Consider the following 17,050-nt stretch of genomic DNA (forward strand, 5'->3'; position numbering starts at 1 on the left):
CGGGGTTCTTCCGTGTCCCGCCCCGTCACGCCCGGACGTGCCGTCACGCCCCGATGGTGATCGCGACCGTGGTGCCGCCCCGAGGACCACGCTCGAAGGCCAACGTGCCGTCCAGCTCGGTCTCCACCAACGTGCTCACGATCGACAGACCCAGGCTCGCCGTCGGGTCGAAGTCGGCCGGCAGTCCGACACCGTCGTCGCTGACCCGCATCCTCAGGCGACCGCGGATCCGGTTGACCGCCACTGTCACCCGCCCCTGACCACCGTCCGGGTAGGCGTGCTCGGCAGCGTTCTGGACCAGCTCGGTCAGGGCCATCGCCAGCGGCGTCGCCCGATCACCGCCGACGAGCCCGAAGTGGCCGATCCGCTCCCCCCGGACGCCCGGTCCCCCGACCTCCAGCACCGTGCGCAGCAGCCGGTCGGCGATCACGTCGAAGTCGACCTGCTCGTCGAAGGACTGGCTGAGGGTCTCGTGGACCAGGGCGATCGAGCCCACCCGCCGCACGGCCTCCTCCAGCGCCTCGCGCGCCTGCGGCACCTCCATCCGTCGACCCTGGAGCCGCAGCAGCGCCGCCACCGTCTGCAGGTTGTTCTTCACCCGGTGATGGATCTCGCGGATCGTCGCCTCCTTGGAGACCAGCTCGCGCTCCCTCAGACGCAGCTCCGTCACGTCGCGCAGCAGCACGACGGCCCCCGCTGTGTCGTTCGCCGCCCTCCCCCAAGCACTCCGCTCCGCTCCGTGCAGGGCGGTACCCCCAGGCCCGGCACCCCCGCCCGCGCCCGCCGCTCGGCGCAGCGGGATCACCCGCAGCAGCACCGACGCCGTCGCGTTCTCCACCTCCATCTCCCCCGGCTCGCGCCCGGCCAGGACCGAGTGCGACCCCCGGTGCGTGGGACGGACGTCGAGACGAGCGGTCAGGCGTGCGAGGTCCTGTCCCTCGAGATCGCCCTCGACGCCCAGCCGCCGGTATGCCGACGTGGCGTTCGGACTCGCGTAGGTGACCCGTCCGCGCGCGTCGAGTCGCACGAAGCCGTCGCCCACGCGCAAGGAGTCCGCGAGCTCGCTGCGCGACCCCGGGACCGGGAAGCTGCCGTCGCCGATCATGGCGACCAGCCGCGAGGCGCAGTCGCGGTACGTCGCCTCCAGTGCGCTGCGACTGCGCCGCCCCGTCGCCGGGGTGCGGATCGCGAGCGCTGCCACGACGTCGTCACCACACCGCACCGGGGCGAGCGCCACGACCACGTCGCCGTCGGCGTGCGCAGGCCGGCCGGGAGTCGCCGCCACCGATGTGCCCGTCGTCAGCACCCGCTCCAGCTCCGGCGCCGCGCCGCTGGGGAGGAACGTTCCCACGACGTCCTCGAGCAACGTCGTGGGACCCGTCGTGGGGCGGATCTGCGCGCAGGCCCAGACGCCCTTCGCCTCGGCGTCGGCGACCCACAGGACGAGGTCGGCGAAGGAGAGGTCGGCGATGATCTGCCAGTCCGAGACGAGCGCGTGCAACCAGTCCAGGTCGCCGGGGCCGAGCGCGGTCTGGAACCGGGCGATGTCGTCGAGGCTGGGCACGGCTCCAGCGTAGGGCGCAGAGCAGGTGCAGCGCGGGGTCCGGCGCAGGACGCGGACCGGTCGAGGGGCTCTGGCACGATGGGACACGATGTCCGAGGCGTACTGGCAGTCCGTGATGCAGACCGGCAAGCACGTGCCGGTCGACCGCTCCCTGGACGAGTCCACCGTGGAGCTCGTGGAGATGCTCGGCCACCCCAACCCGCGCATGCGCGAGGAGATCGCCTACCCGTTGCTCACGACCTGGCTGTCGCAGGGCGTCTACGACGACCTCCTCGCCGGCCTCGGCGACGGCATCGCACCGGGTCTGCGCTACGGGCTCGGTCACGACGGCGACGTCTCGGTCATCCGCCGGTCCTACAGCGCGCTGATGCTCGCCGAGATCCTCGGCCGGGACAACGACGAGCACCTCATGAGCGCTGACACCGTGCTCGGGTGGGGCGACCTCGCCACCAGCTGGTACGTCCGCGAGCAGGACCACCGGGGGTGGATTCCCGAGCAGGGCTGGGCCCACGCGATCGCGCACGGCGCCGACCTGCTCGCCGCGCTCGCCCGGTCCAGGCACTTCGGGCGCCTGGAGCTGACCGTCCTGCTCGACGTCATCGCCGACCGCGTCCTGACCCCGACGGCCTACGTGTGGCGCCACGGCGAGGACGACCGGCTCGCCTACGCCGTCATGACGCTCCTGCACCGCAACGCGCTGGACACGGGGATCGTGGAGCCGTGGCTCGCCCGGCTCGGCGACGGCCTGCGGCCACCGCGGACCCGTGGCCACCTCGACGCGGAGTGGCCGTCACCCGCGGCCGGCAACACCTCGGCGTTCCTGCGGGCCCTGCACCTGCAGCTCGCGCTCGGCGTCCAGGGCCGCGCCGACCTGCGCAGCGACGACGAGCTCTTCGCCGAGCAGCCGGCCCACCGCGCCGACCTCCTGCTCGCCGTGCTCGACCAGATCCGCGGGGAGAGCCCGTGGCTGTACCGGCCGACCAGCCGGGCGCGCCCAGTGGAGTGAACCCAGTTGGTGAGCCCAGTGGAGTGAGGACCGTGGCGTGAGGACGGGGCGCGAGACCCGTCGAGTGAGCGTCGATGGGGCGAGCGCCCCGGCATCGAAGCGGATCACCCTGGAGTGACTCCCTTGCCGGATATGGTGCGCAGCATGACCGACGCTCCCATCCCCGCCAGCGAGTCCGGAGACGACCCGACGCCCCCCTCGACGGAGCCCCGCTCCGCGCACGGCGGCGTCCACGCGGTCGACGTCGCCCGTGCCCACGGCGTCGAGACGATGTTCACGCTCTCCGGTGCCCACGTGTTCCCGATGTACGACGGCGCCGTCACCGCCGACCCGGCGATGCCGATCGTCGACGTCCGCCACGAGCCGACGGCCGTGTTCGCGGCCGAGGCGATCGGCAAGCTCACCCGGCGTCCCGGCCTGGCGGTCCTGACCGCGGGTCCCGGCGTCACCAACGGCGTGAGCCCCGTGGCCCAGGCTCACTTCTCCGGGTCGCCACTGGTCGTCGTCGGAGGCCGCGCGCCGGCCGGCCGCTGGGGCACCGGCAGCCTGCAGGAGCTCGACCACCCGCCGATCTTCGAGACCGTCTCCAAGTCCGCCACCACCGCACACACCGTCGAGGACATCGCCCCGACGCTCGACGCCGCCTTCACCGCGGCCGGCTCCTCGCACCGCGGTCCCGCGTTCGTGGACGTCCCGATGGACCAGTTCTTCAGCCACACGACGGTCACCGAACCCTCGCGCGGCAACACGACCGACAGGATCGAGCCGGACGGTGACGCCCTGCGGCAGGTCGCCCGGCTGCTGGCGGAGGCGAGCCGACCGGTGCTCGTGCTCGGGACCGACGTGTGGGCCGACGGTGCCGAGGAGGCCGCGCTGCGCTTCGTCACCGAGACGGGCGTGCCGGCCATCGCCAACGGCATGGGACGCGGCATCGTGCCCGGCGGCCACCCGCAGCTGGTCACCAAGGCACGGTCGAAGGCGCTGGGACAGGCCGACCTGGTGGTCGTCGTGGGCACCCCGCTGGACTTCCGGCTCGGGTACGGCGTCTTCGGCGGCAAGGACGACACCACGCCCGCGCGGGTCGTCCACCTGGCCGACTCCCCCGCCCAGGTCTCCACCCACGCCGAGCTCGCGGCCTCCGCGGCCGGTGACCTGAGCACGTGCTTCGACCAGGCGCTCGCCGCGCTGCAGTCGACGAGCGGCAGCAAGCCGGACTGGAGCGGCTGGCTCGCGGACCTGCAGACCGCCGTCACGGCCGCCGCCGAGCGCGACGCCGAGCTGCTCGGCGCCGAGGCCGACCCCATCCACCCCGCCCGCATCTACGGCGAGCTGCTCCCGCGGCTGGCCGACGACGCCGTCGTCATCGGTGACGGCGGCGACTTCGTCTCGTTCGCCGGGAAGTACGTCGAGCCGCAGCGTCCCGGCGGGTGGCTCGATCCCGGACCCTACGGCTGCCTCGGTGCCGGCATGGGCGCCGCCATGGCCGCGCGCATCACGCGACCGTCGAGCCAGGTGGTGCTGCTGTACGGCGACGGCGCGGCCGGCATGTCCCTCATCGACGTCGACACCCTCGTGCGGCACCAGCTGCCCGTCGTCATGGTCGTGGGCAACAACTCCGCCTGGGGGTTGGAGAAGGGGCCGATGAAGTTCCTCTACGGCTACGACGTCGCAGCCGACCTCGCCCCGAACACCCGCTACGACCAGGTGGTCACCGCACTCGGCGGAGGCGGGGAGATGGTCACCGACCCGCGCGAGATCGGACCGGCCATGGACCGCGCCTTCGCCTCCGGGGTGCCCTACCTGGTCAACGTCGTCACCGACGTCGAGGCGATGTACCCCCGCAACACGACGGGTGTCTGAGCTGCGTGGCTCACCTGAGGATCCGGCCGGCACGCGCGCCGGAGCTCCCGGCCGTCGGAGCGCTGACGGTCGCCGGCTACGACAGCGAGGGCTACCTCCTGCGCGACGACGGGACGCGCGACGAGGGCTATGCCGCCTGGCTGGGTGACGCCGCCGCTCGGGCCCGCGACGCCGTCCTGCTCGTGGCCGTCGAGCGGGAGGTGCTGCTCGGCACGGTGACGTGGTGCCCACCCGGCGCCACCACCCGCGAGGTCGCCACGCTCCCCCACCAGGGCGAGCTGCGCACGCTCGCCGTCGCGCCGGCCGCGCGGGGCCGCGGCGTCGGCGGGGCGCTCGTCGACCGGTGCCTCGAGGAGGCTCGGTCCGCGGGGCTGACCGAGGTCGTGCTCAGCTCGCTCCCGACGATGGTCCCGGCCCACCGCCTGTACGTCGCCCGTGGGTTCGTCCGACGTCCCGAGCTGGACTGGCGACCGCACCCGGACGTGCCCCTGTGGGTCTTCTCCCGGTGCGTGGGCCCGGCCTCGGTCGACCCTGCCGAGTGAGGCTAGCCTGACCCGGTGTCCGTCGATCGTCCCTGCGCCCCGATCGCGGAGGAGGCGAACCATCCACGGACGGGCCTGCGCCTGATCGGACGCGGTCTGCGTCGGCACGCACGCCGGTTGAGCATCGGCTACGCGTTGATGGTCGCGTGGCAGATGAGCGAGACGCTCGTGCCCGTCGTCATCGGGCTGGTCGTCGACCAGGCCGTCGACGGTGGCGGGTGGGACGACCTCGCGTGGAGCCTCGGCGTGATGGTGGCGCTGTTCCTGGTCCTGGCGAACGGGTACCGCTTCGGCAGCCGGTTCGTGGTGCGCAGCGTCGAGCTGGAGTCCCACCGGCTGCGCCTGGAGATCTCCGGCCACGTCCTGCACCCCCGCGGTGCCCGCACCGCGTCGCTGACCGGCGAGACACTCTCCCTCGCCACCTCCGACGCCCGCCAGGCACCCCAGGTGATGCGCCAGCTGGGCTACGCGCTCGCCTCGCTGGTCGCGGTCGTCTTCGTGGCCGTGTACGTGCTGCGGCTCGACCTCGTGCTCGGACTGCTGGTGATGCTCGGCGTTCCCGGCGTGCTCGTCCTGATCCAGGTCCTCGCGCCCATGGTGGCCCGCCGCACCGCCCGCCAGCAGGCCCGCACCGCCACGGCGGCCGGACTCGCCGCCGACCTCCTGCAGGGACTGCGCCCGCTCAAGGGCATCGGCGGCGAGGACGTCGCCCTGCGCCGCTACCGGGCGGCGAGCCAGGACGCGAGCACCGCGACGGTGGGTGTGGCCGCGGCGTCCGGGCTGCTGGCGGGGCTCACCGCGGCGCTCAGTGGCGTGCTGCTCGCCCTCGTGGCGCTCGTGGCCGGACGACGGGCGCTCGCGGGCGACATCAGCCTCGGTGAGCTCATCGCCGTGGTCGGCCTGGTGCAGTTCATGGGCGAGCCGCTGCGCGGGCTCGGCGAGGTGACGGCCCAGTTCGCTGCCTCGAGAGCCTCCGCCGGCCGGATCGCGGCGTTCCTGCAGACCCCTCGTCTCACGCACGTCGGTCCTGGGAGCCTGGACCCGCGCAGGGTTCCCGTGCTGGAGCTCGACGGTGTCGACGCGCCGCCCGTCGTGCGTCTGGACCTGCGGGTCGAGCCCGGACGTCTCGTCGTCGTCAGCGCCGACGACCCCGCCGTGCTCGACGTCCTCGTGCGCCTGCTCGGCGCAGAGCAGGTCCCGGACGCCGGCACCGTCACGCTCGACGGTGTCGAGCTCACGACACTGACCACCGAGGACCGTCGTCGCCACGTCGTCGTCACCGAGCACCACACCGAGATCTTCGAGGGCACGTTGCGCACGACGGTCGACCCGCTCGGCAGCCACGACGACGACGCCCTGCGGCCCTACCTGGAGGCGTCCGCCGCCGACGACGTCGTCGCCCTGCACCCGGACGGACTCGACCGCGCGGTGCGCAGCGGCGGGGCGAGCCTCTCCGGCGGTCAACGGCAGCGACTCGCACTGGCACGCGCTCTCGTCACCGAGGCGTCCGTCCTCGTCCTGCACGACCCCACGAGCGCGGTGGACGCCGTCACCGAGCACGCCGTCGCCGAGCAGGTCCACCGCGTGCGAGCAGGACGCACCACCCTCGTGCTCACGTCCAACCCGGCCTGGCTGCAGCAGGCCGACGAGGTGGTGGTCGTGCGTGACGGTGTCGTGGCGGCCTCGGGTCGCCACCGTGACCTCCTCGCCGACGCCCGCTACCTCGAGGAGGTCATGAGGTGAGCGTCGACGTCGCGACCCACCAGGTCCTGCCCGTCGCTGGGCCCCGCGCCACGACCGCGCTCGCGTTGCGCCTCGTGCGCACGCGATGGCTCGGCGTCGGCGCGACCGTCATGTCCTTCCTCGCCGCGGGACTCACCGGGATCGTGCCCGTCCTGATGATCGGGCGCATCGTCGACGTCGTCACCGGCGACGGCGCCGCGCAGGACGTCACGCGCGCCGTCGTCATCGCGCTGCTCGCCGGACTGGGCACCGGACTGTTCACCGCGGCTTCGGCCGTCGGACTGGCCCGCGTGGTCGCCCCCTCCTTGGCCGAGCTGCGCGAGGAGGTCCTCGACCGGGTCCTGCACCTCGAGGGCGAGCGCGTCGAGGCAGCCGGAACCGGCGACGTGCTCGGACGCGTCAGCGACGACGTCCGGCGTCTCACCGAGGCTCTCGACGAGGCCATCCCCCTGCTGCTGTGGTCACTCTCGGCGATCGTGTTCACGGTGGGCGGGCTGTTCAGCCTCGACTGGCGCCTCGGACTCGCCGGACTCACGACCGCACCGTTCTACGCGTGGGCGCTGCGGTGGTACCTGCCGAAGTCGGCCCCTTTCTACCGAGCCGAGCGCCGTGCCGAGGGCGAGCGTGCCGACGCGCTGGTGACCGGCGTGCGGGGCGCGGCGACGTTGCGCGCCGTGGGGGCGGAGCAGGTCGCGATGCAGCGCATCGAGCAACGATCGAGCGCCGCGGTGGACATCACGGTCGGCGTCTTCCGCCTCTTCACCCGCTTCGGCTCGCGGATGAACTGGACCGAGTGCCTCGGCCTGATCATGGTGCTCGGCACCGGCTTCGTGCTCGTGCGCAGCGGCAACGCGTCCGTCGGCGAGGCCACCGCCGCCGCGCTCTTCTTCCACCGGTTGTTCAACCCCGTCGGCGCGCTGCTGTTCGTCTTCGACTCGGTCCAGGCCAGCGGAGCGGCACTCGCGCGACTCGCCGGCGTGGCCCTGATGCCCGGCGAGGCGGACGCCCCCGACGAGCGGATCGGCCCTGCGCTGCTGAGGGTCCGTGGAGTGCGCCACGCCTACGAGGCGGGTCGGGAGGTGCTGGCCCCCGTGGACCTGGACGTCGCACCGGGTGAGCGCGTCGCGATCGTCGGGGCCACCGGCGCGGGCAAGACGACGCTCGGCGCCATCGTCGCCGGAGCCGTCACGCCGTCCGCCGGATCGGTCCGCCTGGGCGGCCTCGACGTCGTCAGCGCACCGGCGCGCCTCGTGCGCCGGCACGTCGCCCTCGTGTCCCAGGAGGTGCACGTCTTCGCCGGGACGGTGCGCGACAACCTGCTGCTCGCCCGGCCCGACGCCGACGACGATGCCCTGCGGGGAGCGCTGGACGCAGCCCTCGCGACCGCCTGGGTGCGCGCCCTGCCCGGCGCCCTCGAGACGCAGGTCGGTGACCTCGGGCACCCCCTGACCGCAGCGCAGTCCCAGCAGCTGGCGCTGGCCAGGGTGCACCTGCTCGACCCGGAGCTCGTCGTCCTCGACGAGGCCACCGCCGAGGCCGGCTCGGCAGGAGCCCGAGGGCTCGAGCTCGCCGCCGAGCAGGTCACGCACGGTCGAGCCGCCATCGTCATCGCCCACCGCCTCACCCAGGCGCGCTCGGCCGACCGCGTGCTCGTCATGGAGTCCGGCGCCGTCGTCGAGCAGGGACGCCATGACGACCTCGTCGCCGCCGGCGGGCGCTACGCCCGCCTGTGGGCGGCGTGGAGCGACACTGCCTGACCCATGTCGCGGGGCGTGAGAGGCTGCCACGATGAGCGACATCGCGACCGCAAGCGTCCGTCACGTCGTCGGTGACGACGACACCGCCGCCGCCCTGGGCAGTGGCGACCTTCCCGTGCTGGGCACCCCGAGACTGCTCGCCTGGTGCGAGGAGGCGACGTGCGCAGCACTCGACCTGCCGGAGGACAGCACGAGCGTGGGGACCCGGGTCGAGCTCGAGCACCGCGCCGCCTCTCCCGTCGGAGCGACCGTCACGGCCACCGCCGAGCAGATCCACCGGGACGGACGGCTCGTGACGTTCCGCGTCGTCGCCGTCGACCAGGACGGGACCGTGCTCGGCTCCGGCGAGGTCCGACGGGTCGTCGTGGACCGGGAGCGGTTCCTCGCGCGCGTGCCCGCTGTGGGAGGATGAGTGGTCGATCCGTCCGTCCGAGGAGGAACCATGGGCAAGACCGGCCGCAAGCGCCGCGCGCGTCGCAAGAAGAGCGCGAACCACGGCAAGCGCCCCAACGCGTGATCCTGCTGTGATCCACGACAGAGCCCCCGTCGAGACGACGGGGGCTCTGCTGCGTCCGGGGGCGACCCGGCGTCTACGCCTGACGCTTCTCGGTGATCTGCACCTCGACGGCGCGGATGGAGAACAGCACCTTCTCGCGCAGCGGTTCTGGTGCCCGCTCGGCGCACGAGCGCGAGACGAGCGACTTGACGAGTCGGTCGAGGTCGTAGGCGCTCAGGCAGGTCGAGCAGTCGTCGATGTGGGCCTGGATCTCCTCGCAGCTGGCGGAGTCGATCTCGCGGTCGAGGAAGAGGTAGAGGCGCCTGAGCGCGTCAGAGCAGTTCGATCCGTGCGTGGGGCTCATGCACTCTCACCCGCCCCGCTGACGGCCATGCCGCGTTCGCGCGCGTAGTCCGACAACAGCTCGCGGAGCTGACGCCGACCGCGGTGCAGCCGCGACATGACGGTGCCGATCGGCGTGTCCATGATCTCGGCGATCTCCTTGTACGGGAACCCCTCGACGTCGGCGAGGTAGACCGCGTACCGGAAGTCCTCGCCCAGCTGCTGCAGCGCGTCCTTGACGTCGCTGTCGGGCAGGCGCTCCAGCGCCTCCATCTCGGCGGACTTCAGCCCGCTGGAGGAGTGCGCCTCGGCTGCGGCGATCTGCCAGTCCTCGATCTCGTCGGTGACCTGCTGCGGCTGGCGCTGCTTCTTGCGGTAGGAGTTGATGTAGGTGTTCGTCAGGATGCGGTACAGCCACGCCTTGAGGTTCGTGCCCGGCTTGAACTGGTGGAAGGCGCTGAACGCCTTCGCGTACGTCTCCTGCACGAGGTCCTCGGCGTCCTGCGGGCTGCGCGTCATGCGCAGGCCGGCCGAGTAGAGCTGGTCCAGGAAGGGCAGCGCGTCGGCCTCGAAGCGGGCCTGTCGCTGCGCGGGCGTCTCGGTGTCCAGGTCGACGGTCTCGACCTGGTCGACGGCCTCGGCAGGGGACTCCTGCGGGCTGGAACTCGCGGTGTCAGTCATCGCCTCGGAGTCTACCGGCGACGACGGACGTTCGCGGGTCGTCGATCCGACGCCGACGCGTTCGGCTGTGATGAGCATGGGGCCTCCTCTGGAAGCGTCAACGACGCCCCCCCGGGTCGCTATTCCACGACCGACCCCGGCCGCGGGCCACGCGGCCGGGTCAGGAACGGCTCACGAGAGCGCGACGGGCTCCACCAGGTGGGGCCCGTTGTTGCGGACGTTGCCGACGGCGCGGTCGACCGGGTAGGCGACGAGGCGCCCCGGGGTGGCGGGCACGAGGAGCTCACGCCAGTGCTCGCCGTCCAGGGGTCGCGGCGCCAGCCACTCGTCGAGGGCGGTGGTGGGCACCAGCAGGGGCGCACGGTCGTGGATGCGGCCCTCGGCATCCTCGGCGCTCGTGGTGAGCACCGTGAAGGTCAGCAGCCAGTCGGCGTCCGGCGTCGGACGCCAGAACTCGTACAGCCCGGCCAGCCCGAGGCCGGAGCGGTCGGGATCGGTGATGAAGAAGGGCTGCTTCGGCTGCTTGCTCGTGCCGGCGTCCTGCCCGGCGTACCACTCGTAGTACCCGTCGGCCGGCACGACGGCGCGGCGGGCGGCGAACGCCCGGCGGAAGGCCGGCTTCTCGGCGACCGTCTCCGAACGAGCATTGATCATCCGGTTGCCGATCGAGCGGTCCTTGGCCCAGCTGGGCACCAGGCCCCAGGCCGCCGCGACGACCTCCCGTGCGGGCGGCACGCCCGGCGAGGACGCGTCGATCCGACCGATCACCAGCGGCGCCGTGTCGGTGGGAGCGACGTTGTAGTCCGCCACGAGGCCGGCCGCGGCATCGCTGAGCCCGGCCTCGAAGTCGCGGGCGAGGTCGGACGGGGTGCGCGAGGTGGCGTAGCGGCCGCACATGACACCAGCGTCCCAGACGGCGCCGACAGGACCGGGGCGGTGTCGACAGGACCGCGGCGGTGTCGACAGGACCGAGGCGGTGTCGACAGGATCGAGGTGGGGGGGGCGACGCACGGGCGGTTCGCGTTGTGCGCTGACCCACACCTTGGTTTGATGAGGCCATGACCCTTCTGCGCTCCGTGGCCCGACCGATGCTCTCTGCGATGTTCGTCCTCGGCGGGGTCAACTCGCTGCGCAACGCCAAGGCGATGGCGCCCAAGGCCGAGCCCGTCGCCGACGCCCTCGGCTCCGTCGCGCCGCAGGCGTCCACGTCGCCGGCCAACCTGGTCCGGATCAACGGTGCGGTCCACGTCGTGGCCGGCGCCGCCCTGGCCACCGGTCGCTTCCCGCGACTCAGCGCGTTCGTGCTCGCCGGCTCGCTCGCGCCCACGACCGCCGTGGGACACCAGTTCTGGAAGGAGTCCGACCCGGCATCGCGCCAGAACCAGCTCATCCACTTCACGAAGAACGTCTCGCTCATCGGCGGTCTCTTGATGGCGACGCTCGACCCGGACCCGCACAAGAAGTTCATCACGCGTCGCGCCAAGGACCGTGCCGTCGACGCCAAGGACGCCGTCGCCCACCGGATCGACGACCTGCGCCACTGACGCACGCGGCACCGGCGCGAGTCCGCCGCCGATAGACTGCGCGCGATGGAGACTCCGCTGCCCTGGCTCGCGCCCTACCGCGACGCGCCTCTCGACGCCCGGGTCCTCGTGCCCAGCTCCAAGTCGCTCACCAACCGCGCGCTGGTGCTCGCCGCACTCGCCGACAGCCCGTCCACGCTCACGCGGCCACTGGTCTCACGGGACACATCGTTGATGGCCGACGGGTTGACCGCCCTCGGCATCGAGGTCGAGCGCGGCGCCGGTGCCTGGACGGTGCGCCCGGCGTCCCTGTCCGGTGACGCGACCATCGACTGCGGACTCGCCGGCACCGTCATGCGGTTCCTGCCGGCGGTCGCGGCCCTGGCCGACGGGCCCGTCGTCTTCGACGGCGACGAGCGTGCCCGCGAGCGTCCCATGGGCACCACGATCGCCTCGCTGAGGGCGCTCGGCGTCCGGATCGAGGACGACGACCGCGCCGCGCTCCCCTTCGCCGTGACCGGGACGGGCCGCGTGCGCGGCGGTCGTCTGGAGATCGACGCGTCCGCGTCCAGCCAGTTCGTCTCCGCCCTCCTGCTGGCCGCGCCCCGCTTCGACGAGGGTCTCGATCTGCGCCACGTCGGGCCGTCGCTGCCCTCGTTGCCGCACGTCGAGATGACGGTCGCGGAGCTGCGGCGCCGCGGCGTCGCGGTCGACGACTCCACGCCGGACCGGTGGCACGTCTCCCCCGGTCCCGTCGGCGCCCTCGACGTGGAGATCGAGCCCGACCTGTCCAACGCGGGCGTCTTCATCGGCGCGGCCCTCGTCACCGGCGGCAGGGTCGCGGTCCGGCGCTGGCCGGCGACCACTCAGCAGGCCGGCGATGCCTGGCACCGCATCGTCCGTGCCTTCGGCGGGACGTCGGAGCGTGACGGCGACGACATGGTCTTCACGGCCGGCTCGACGCTCACCGGCGCCGACCTCGACCTGCACGACGTCGGCGAGCTCACCCCCGTCGTCGCCGCCGTGGCCGCCCTCGCCGAGGGACCCTCCCGCCTGAGCGGCATCGCGCACCTGCGCGGGCACGAGACCGACCGGCTCGCCGCCCTCGCCACGGAGATCGCCCGACTCGGCGGCGACGCCCGCGAGACCGATGACGGCCTCGTGATCACGCCCCGGCCGCTGCACGGCGAGATCTTCCGCACCTACGACGACCACCGGATGGCGCACGCCGCGGTCGTCCTGGCGCTGCGCGTGCCGGAGCTCTTCGTCGAGAACGTCAGGACGACCGTCAAGACCTACCCGAACTTCGCCCCCGTCTGGGAACGTCTCGTCGCGTGAGGGAGGCCGACGAGCACGCCGCGTTCGAGCGCCCCGGGCGGCGCAGCCGACCGCGCACCAAGGACCGTCCGCGCCACGCGAACGCCGTCCCGGGCCGCGTCCTCACGATCGACCGGGGTCGCTACACCGTCGAGGTCGACGGTCGGCGGGTCATGGCGGTCAAGGCGCGAGCCCTGGGACGCACCGGCGTCGTCGTCGGCGACGACGTCCGCGTCGTGGGCGACGTGAGCGGTGACGACGGCACCCTCGGACGCATCGTCGACGTGGAGGAGCGGCGCACGGTCCTGCGCCGCACCGCCGACGACGACGACCCGATCGAGCGGATCATCGTCGCCAACGCCGAGCAGCTCGTCGTGGTCACGGCGCTCGCCGACCCACCCCCGCGGCCCGGTCTGATCGACCGCTGCCTCGTGGCGGCCTACGACGCCGGGATGGACCCGGTCGTGGTGCTCACCAAGGCCGACCTCGCCGACCCCGGTGACATGCTCTCCCTGCTGGCGCCGCTGGACGTCCGCAGCGTCGTCACCGAGCGCGGCCAGGACCTCGCGGACGTGCGCTCGCTCCTCCAGGACCGCACGAGCGTCCTGATCGGCCACAGCGGCGTCGGGAAGTCGACCCTGGTCAACGCCCTCGTCCCGGTCGCGCGCCGCAGGACGAGCCACGTCAACGAGGTCACGGGCCGCGGTCGACACACCTCGACGTCAGCCGTCGCGCTGCCGTTGCCCGACGGTGGCTGGATCATCGACACCCCGGGCTTCCGGTCCTTCGGTCTCGCGCATGTGGACGCCCACGACGTCGTCCGCGCCTTCCCCGACCTCGCCGAGCTCGGTCTCTCGTGCCCCCGCGGATGCACCCACGCCACCACCGAGCCGGAGTGCGCGTGGGACGCGGCCGTCGACCGTGGCGAGCTCGACGCGGACCGGGTGGCGTCGGTGCGCCGCATCCTCCTGGCGCGGGAGGCGACCACCTACTGAGCCGAGTCGGCCACGCGCCGCACCTGGGCCCCCGGCTCGGACAGCACCCGCCAGATCCACTCCGCCGCGGTCTCGACGTCGGGACGGTCCTCCATCGCGATCCAGGTGCCGAGCACACCGACGACCGAGCCCGCGAGACCGGCTGCGGCGACCCGGACCGGCATGCCCGCGAACGCGTCGGTCTCGGATGCCTCGATCGCCTCCTGGGCGAGATCGGCCACCCGTGCCTGCAGACGGGCCACGGTCAGCGGCGAGCCGTGGTCGCCGAAGATCGTGGCGTACACCGCGGCATGGGACTCGAAGTGCCGAAGGTACCGCACGAGCGATTCCGGCGGGTTGTCGTCGAGATCGCTCGGCACCGGGGGCAGCGTGGCCTGGTCGGCGCTCATCGCGGCGTCCACCGCGTCCGCCAGCAGGGCGTGCTTGTCCTCGTAGTGCTGGTAGAACGTGCTGCGGTTGACCTCGGCGCGCTCGACGAGGTCGGCCACCGTGACGGCGTCCAGGCCTCGCTCGGCCACGAGTGCGAGGATGGCCTGCTCGAGCTGGTGACGGGTGCGGGCGACGCGGCGGTCCATGCCACACATCATGCCAGCGCACCTCCGTGCCGCCATGAGAAGAACGTCACACGTCGCATTTCCGACAGATGCCGTATTTTGGACCCGTCGACCGCGCCGGACGGCCGCGAACGTCCAGACCATCCCGAGAGGACCCCCCATGGCCCGCCTCCTGTTCCGCATCGGACAGTCCGCCGCTCGACGAGCCCGCTGGGTGGTCTTCGCGTGGATCGCGATCGCTGCGCTCGCCGTCGGTGCCTTCGCGACCCTCGGCGGTACCCTCGCCACCACGTTCTCGGTCCCGGGGACCGAGACGAGCCGGGTCGCGGACCGCATCGCCGACGAGCTCGGACAGACCGCCGGAGCCACCGGCACCGTCGTCTTCAGCTCCGACGCCCCCCTCACCGACGCCCAGCAGGGCGAGATCGCCGCCCTGAACGAGCGTGTCGCCGACCTGGACGGCGTCGACACCGTCGTCGACCCGTTCGCGACCGAGGCCCAGCGCACCGCGCAGGCCCAGGAGCTCCGCGAGGGTCGCTCGGCACTCGAGGAGGGCCGCGTGCAGGCCGATGCCGGCGCCGAGCAGCTCGCGGACGCACGGGCGCAGCTCGAGGCGGCCCTGGAGCAGGCGCAGCAGGCCGGCCCGCAGGCGGCCGCGCCGCTGCAGGAACAGCTTGCCCAGCTCGAGGCGCAGGAGGAGGAGCTCGAGGCCGGTCGGGCCGAGATCGAGGCCCAGGAGAGCCAGCTCGAGGCCGGCGAGACCCTCCTTGAGGCGTCGTCGGGCATCCGCACGGTCTCCGAGGACGGCACGGCCGCGCTCGCGACCGTCGTCTTCGAGCAGGACATCTTCTCCCTGCCCGAGGAGGTCCGCACCGACGTCGTCGCGCTGCTCGAGGACGCCTCCGTCCAGGGCGTGACCATCGACTGGTCCAACGAGCTCGCCGCGACCACCGAGGGACTCGTCGGACCGGCCGAGATCATCGGCGTCGCGGTCGCGGCGATCGCCCTGCTGATCATGTTCCGGGCGGTCCTGCCCGCCGTCGTCCCGCTGGTGTCCTCGCTCGTGGGCGTCGCCACCAGCGTGACCGGCGCCCTGGCCTTCTCGGGGGTGGTCGAGATGTCGAGCGTCACCCCGATCCTCGGCCTGATGCTCGGGCTGGCCGTCGGCATCGACTACTCGCTGTTCATCCTCAACCGCCACCGTCGGCACCGCCGCGAGGGCATGGACGCCCTCACGTCGATCGGCCTGGCGAACGGCACGGCCGGCAACGCCGTCGTCTTCGCCGGCAGCACGGTCATCATCGCTCTGCTGGCACTCAACGTCACCGGCATCTCCTTCCTCGGCGTGATGGGCACCGTCGGGGCGGTGAGCGTCCTCGTCGCCGTGCTCGCGGCCGTGACCCTCACCCCTGCGCTCGCCATGCTCGTCGGCGACCGCATCCTCGGGCGCGGCGCGAGCCGCCGGACCACGGGCGCCTCGACGCCCGCACGCGCCATGAAGGGCTCCACGGCGCTCGTCGGGGCGGTCGTGGGCGTAGCGGCACTGCTCGTGATCGCCATCCCTGCGCTCGACATGCGACTGGGGCTGCCGGACGGGTCCTCGGAGCCGCAGGACTCCACGGCCTACCGTGCCTACAGCCTCACCGCCGAGGAGTTCGGCATCGGCCTGACCAGTCCGCTCGTCGTCGCGGCCGAGCTCACCGGGCCCGTCGACGAGTCCGCCGTGCCCGCCGCGCAGGCCCGCATCGCCGAGGACCTGCTCGCGAACCCGCGCGTCAGCGCGGTCGCGCCCGCCGGCGTCTCCCCCGACCGGGACTTCCTCGTCCTGCAGGTCGTGCCGACCGACGGTCCCTCGGCCGAAGCCACCGAGCAGCTCGTCGACGACCTGCGCGCGACGGCGTCCGACGACCTCGTCGAGGAGGTCGGCGTCGCCGGTGCCACCAGTGGCAACATCGACATCTCCGAGATCCTGTCCGACGCGCTGCCGGTGTACCTCGCCGTCGTCATCGGGCTCTCGCTGGTGATCCTGGTCGTGGTGTTCCGCTCGATCGCCGTCCCCCTCATCGCCACGGCCGGGTTCGTGCTGTCGCTGCTCGCCGCGTTCGGCGCCATGGTCGCCATCTACCAGTGGGGATGGTTGAGCTCGGTCTTCGGGGTGAACGAGCCCGGACCCCTGCTGAGCTTCGCGCCCATCCTCATCATGGGGATCCTGTTCGGCCTGGCGATGGACTACCAGCTCTTCCTCGTCTCCGGCATGCGCGAGGCGTGGGTCCACGGCACGCCGGCGCGCGAGGCCGTCGTCGAGGGCCGTCGTAACGGCATCGTCGTGGTCACCGTCGCCGCGATCATCATGATCTCGGTCTTCGGCGGGTTCGTCTTCTCCCACCTGACGGTCGCCCGACCGCTCGGCTTCGGCCTGGCGGCAGGGGTGCTCTTCGACGCGTTCGTCGTGCGCATGGTCATCGTGCCCTCGCTCATGCACGTCCTGGGCGAGCGTGCCTGGTGGCTGCCGGGCTGGCTCGACCGGCTGCTCCCCGACGTCGACGTCGAAGGGGCAGCGCTCGAGCGTGACGTCCCGGCGCCGGCCACCGCCTGAGCGAGCGGCCCGCGCCCGTCGTGACGCCCGCCCGGGCACGCCGCCGGGGTGGGCGCCGCGACGCCGATACCCTG

16 protein-coding genes are annotated in these 17,050 nt (G+C 72.9%); 11 read left to right on the forward strand and 5 right to left on the reverse strand.

What is annotated here, in order from left to right:
* Nucleotides 1-43: 43 nt before the first annotated feature.
* A complete protein-coding gene (locus ABD213_RS12330; RefSeq protein WP_344329044.1) occupies nucleotides 44-1,564 on the reverse strand; it encodes a sensor histidine kinase in 1,521 nt (506 codons plus the stop codon).
* Nucleotides 1,565-1,652: 88 nt separating this feature from the next.
* On the opposite strand from ABD213_RS12330, the gene ABD213_RS12335 reads away from it, so the two are divergent.
* From ABD213_RS12335 to ABD213_RS15115, 7 genes are all read left to right on the forward strand, one after another.
* A complete protein-coding gene (locus ABD213_RS12335; protein WP_344329049.1) occupies nucleotides 1,653-2,570 on the forward strand; it encodes a DUF2785 domain-containing protein in 918 nt (305 codons plus the stop codon).
* Between the two features lie 144 nt (nucleotides 2,571-2,714).
* Nucleotides 2,715-4,430 carry an acetolactate synthase gene (locus tag ABD213_RS12340; RefSeq protein WP_344329051.1) on the forward strand — a complete coding sequence of 572 codons (1,716 nt, stop codon included), beginning with the start codon at nucleotides 2,715-2,717 and terminating at the stop codon, nucleotides 4,428-4,430.
* A 5-nt stretch (nucleotides 4,431-4,435) separates the two neighbouring features.
* A complete protein-coding gene (locus ABD213_RS12345) occupies nucleotides 4,436-4,972 on the forward strand; it encodes a GNAT family N-acetyltransferase (RefSeq protein ID WP_344329053.1) in 537 nt (178 codons plus the stop codon).
* A 15-nt stretch (nucleotides 4,973-4,987) separates the two neighbouring features.
* The gene (locus ABD213_RS12350) at nucleotides 4,988-6,715 is read left to right on the forward strand and encodes an ABC transporter transmembrane domain-containing protein (RefSeq protein ID WP_344329055.1); all 1,728 of its coding nucleotides are present in this window, start codon (nucleotides 4,988-4,990) and stop codon (nucleotides 6,713-6,715) included.
* On the forward strand, nucleotides 6,712-8,472 hold the full coding sequence (locus ABD213_RS12355; protein WP_344329060.1) for an ABC transporter ATP-binding protein: 1,761 nt from the start codon (nucleotides 6,712-6,714) through the stop codon (nucleotides 8,470-8,472). Before ABD213_RS12350 ends, ABD213_RS12355 begins: the two co-directional genes overlap by 4 nt.
* Nucleotides 8,473-8,503: 31 nt before the next feature.
* Nucleotides 8,504-8,884, forward strand: a complete 381-nt coding sequence (locus ABD213_RS12360) for a thioesterase family protein (protein ID WP_344329065.1) — start codon at nucleotides 8,504-8,506, stop codon at nucleotides 8,882-8,884.
* Between the two features lie 30 nt (nucleotides 8,885-8,914).
* Nucleotides 8,915-8,989, forward strand: a complete 75-nt coding sequence (locus tag ABD213_RS15115) for a 50S ribosomal protein bL37 (protein WP_407921286.1) — start codon at nucleotides 8,915-8,917, stop codon at nucleotides 8,987-8,989.
* Nucleotides 8,990-9,062: 73 nt separating this feature from the next.
* Here ABD213_RS15115 and rsrA read toward each other — a convergent pair whose 3' ends face one another.
* The 3 genes from rsrA to ABD213_RS12375 form a co-directional block, all read right to left on the reverse strand.
* Nucleotides 9,063-9,332 carry a mycothiol system anti-sigma-R factor gene (rsrA, locus tag ABD213_RS12365; protein WP_344329068.1) on the reverse strand — a complete coding sequence of 90 codons (270 nt, stop codon included), beginning with the start codon at nucleotides 9,330-9,332 and terminating at the stop codon, nucleotides 9,063-9,065.
* Nucleotides 9,329-9,991: a sigma-70 family RNA polymerase sigma factor gene (locus tag ABD213_RS12370; protein WP_344329070.1), complete on the reverse strand. Its 663-nt coding sequence runs from the start codon at nucleotides 9,989-9,991 to the stop codon at nucleotides 9,329-9,331. Before ABD213_RS12370 ends, rsrA begins: the two co-directional genes overlap by 4 nt.
* 171 nt (nucleotides 9,992-10,162) lie before the next feature.
* Nucleotides 10,163-10,888: an SOS response-associated peptidase gene (locus ABD213_RS12375; RefSeq protein ID WP_344329072.1), complete on the reverse strand. Its 726-nt coding sequence runs from the start codon at nucleotides 10,886-10,888 to the stop codon at nucleotides 10,163-10,165.
* A 161-nt stretch (nucleotides 10,889-11,049) separates the two neighbouring features.
* Between ABD213_RS12375 and ABD213_RS12380 the strand changes: the two genes are divergently transcribed.
* The 3 genes from ABD213_RS12380 to rsgA are packed head-to-tail and all read left to right on the forward strand — an operon-like array spanning nucleotide 11,050 to nucleotide 13,826.
* Nucleotides 11,050-11,535, forward strand: a complete 486-nt coding sequence (locus tag ABD213_RS12380) for a DoxX family protein (RefSeq protein ID WP_344329074.1) — start codon at nucleotides 11,050-11,052, stop codon at nucleotides 11,533-11,535.
* Between the two features lie 45 nt (nucleotides 11,536-11,580).
* The gene (aroA, locus tag ABD213_RS12385) at nucleotides 11,581-12,852 is read left to right on the forward strand and encodes a 3-phosphoshikimate 1-carboxyvinyltransferase (RefSeq protein WP_344329076.1); all 1,272 of its coding nucleotides are present in this window, start codon (nucleotides 11,581-11,583) and stop codon (nucleotides 12,850-12,852) included.
* Nucleotides 12,849-13,826 carry a ribosome small subunit-dependent GTPase A gene (rsgA, locus tag ABD213_RS12390; RefSeq protein ID WP_344329080.1) on the forward strand — a complete coding sequence of 326 codons (978 nt, stop codon included), beginning with the start codon at nucleotides 12,849-12,851 and terminating at the stop codon, nucleotides 13,824-13,826. Before aroA ends, rsgA begins: the two co-directional genes overlap by 4 nt.
* Here rsgA and ABD213_RS12395 read toward each other — a convergent pair.
* Nucleotides 13,820-14,401: a TetR/AcrR family transcriptional regulator gene (locus tag ABD213_RS12395; protein ID WP_344329084.1), complete on the reverse strand. Its 582-nt coding sequence runs from the start codon at nucleotides 14,399-14,401 to the stop codon at nucleotides 13,820-13,822. The genes rsgA and ABD213_RS12395 overlap by 7 nt on opposite strands.
* Nucleotides 14,402-14,540: 139 nt before the next feature.
* Between ABD213_RS12395 and ABD213_RS12400 the strand changes: the two genes are divergently transcribed.
* Entirely contained in the window at nucleotides 14,541-16,976 is a 2,436-nt protein-coding gene (locus ABD213_RS12400; RefSeq protein WP_344329088.1) for an MMPL family transporter, read from the forward strand.
* The last annotated feature ends 74 nt before the right edge of the window (nucleotides 16,977-17,050 follow it).

Origin of the sequence: Aeromicrobium halocynthiae (assembly GCF_039531385.1) — a bacterium.
Taxonomy (GTDB): Bacteria; Actinomycetota; Actinomycetes; order Propionibacteriales; family Nocardioidaceae; genus Aeromicrobium; species Aeromicrobium halocynthiae.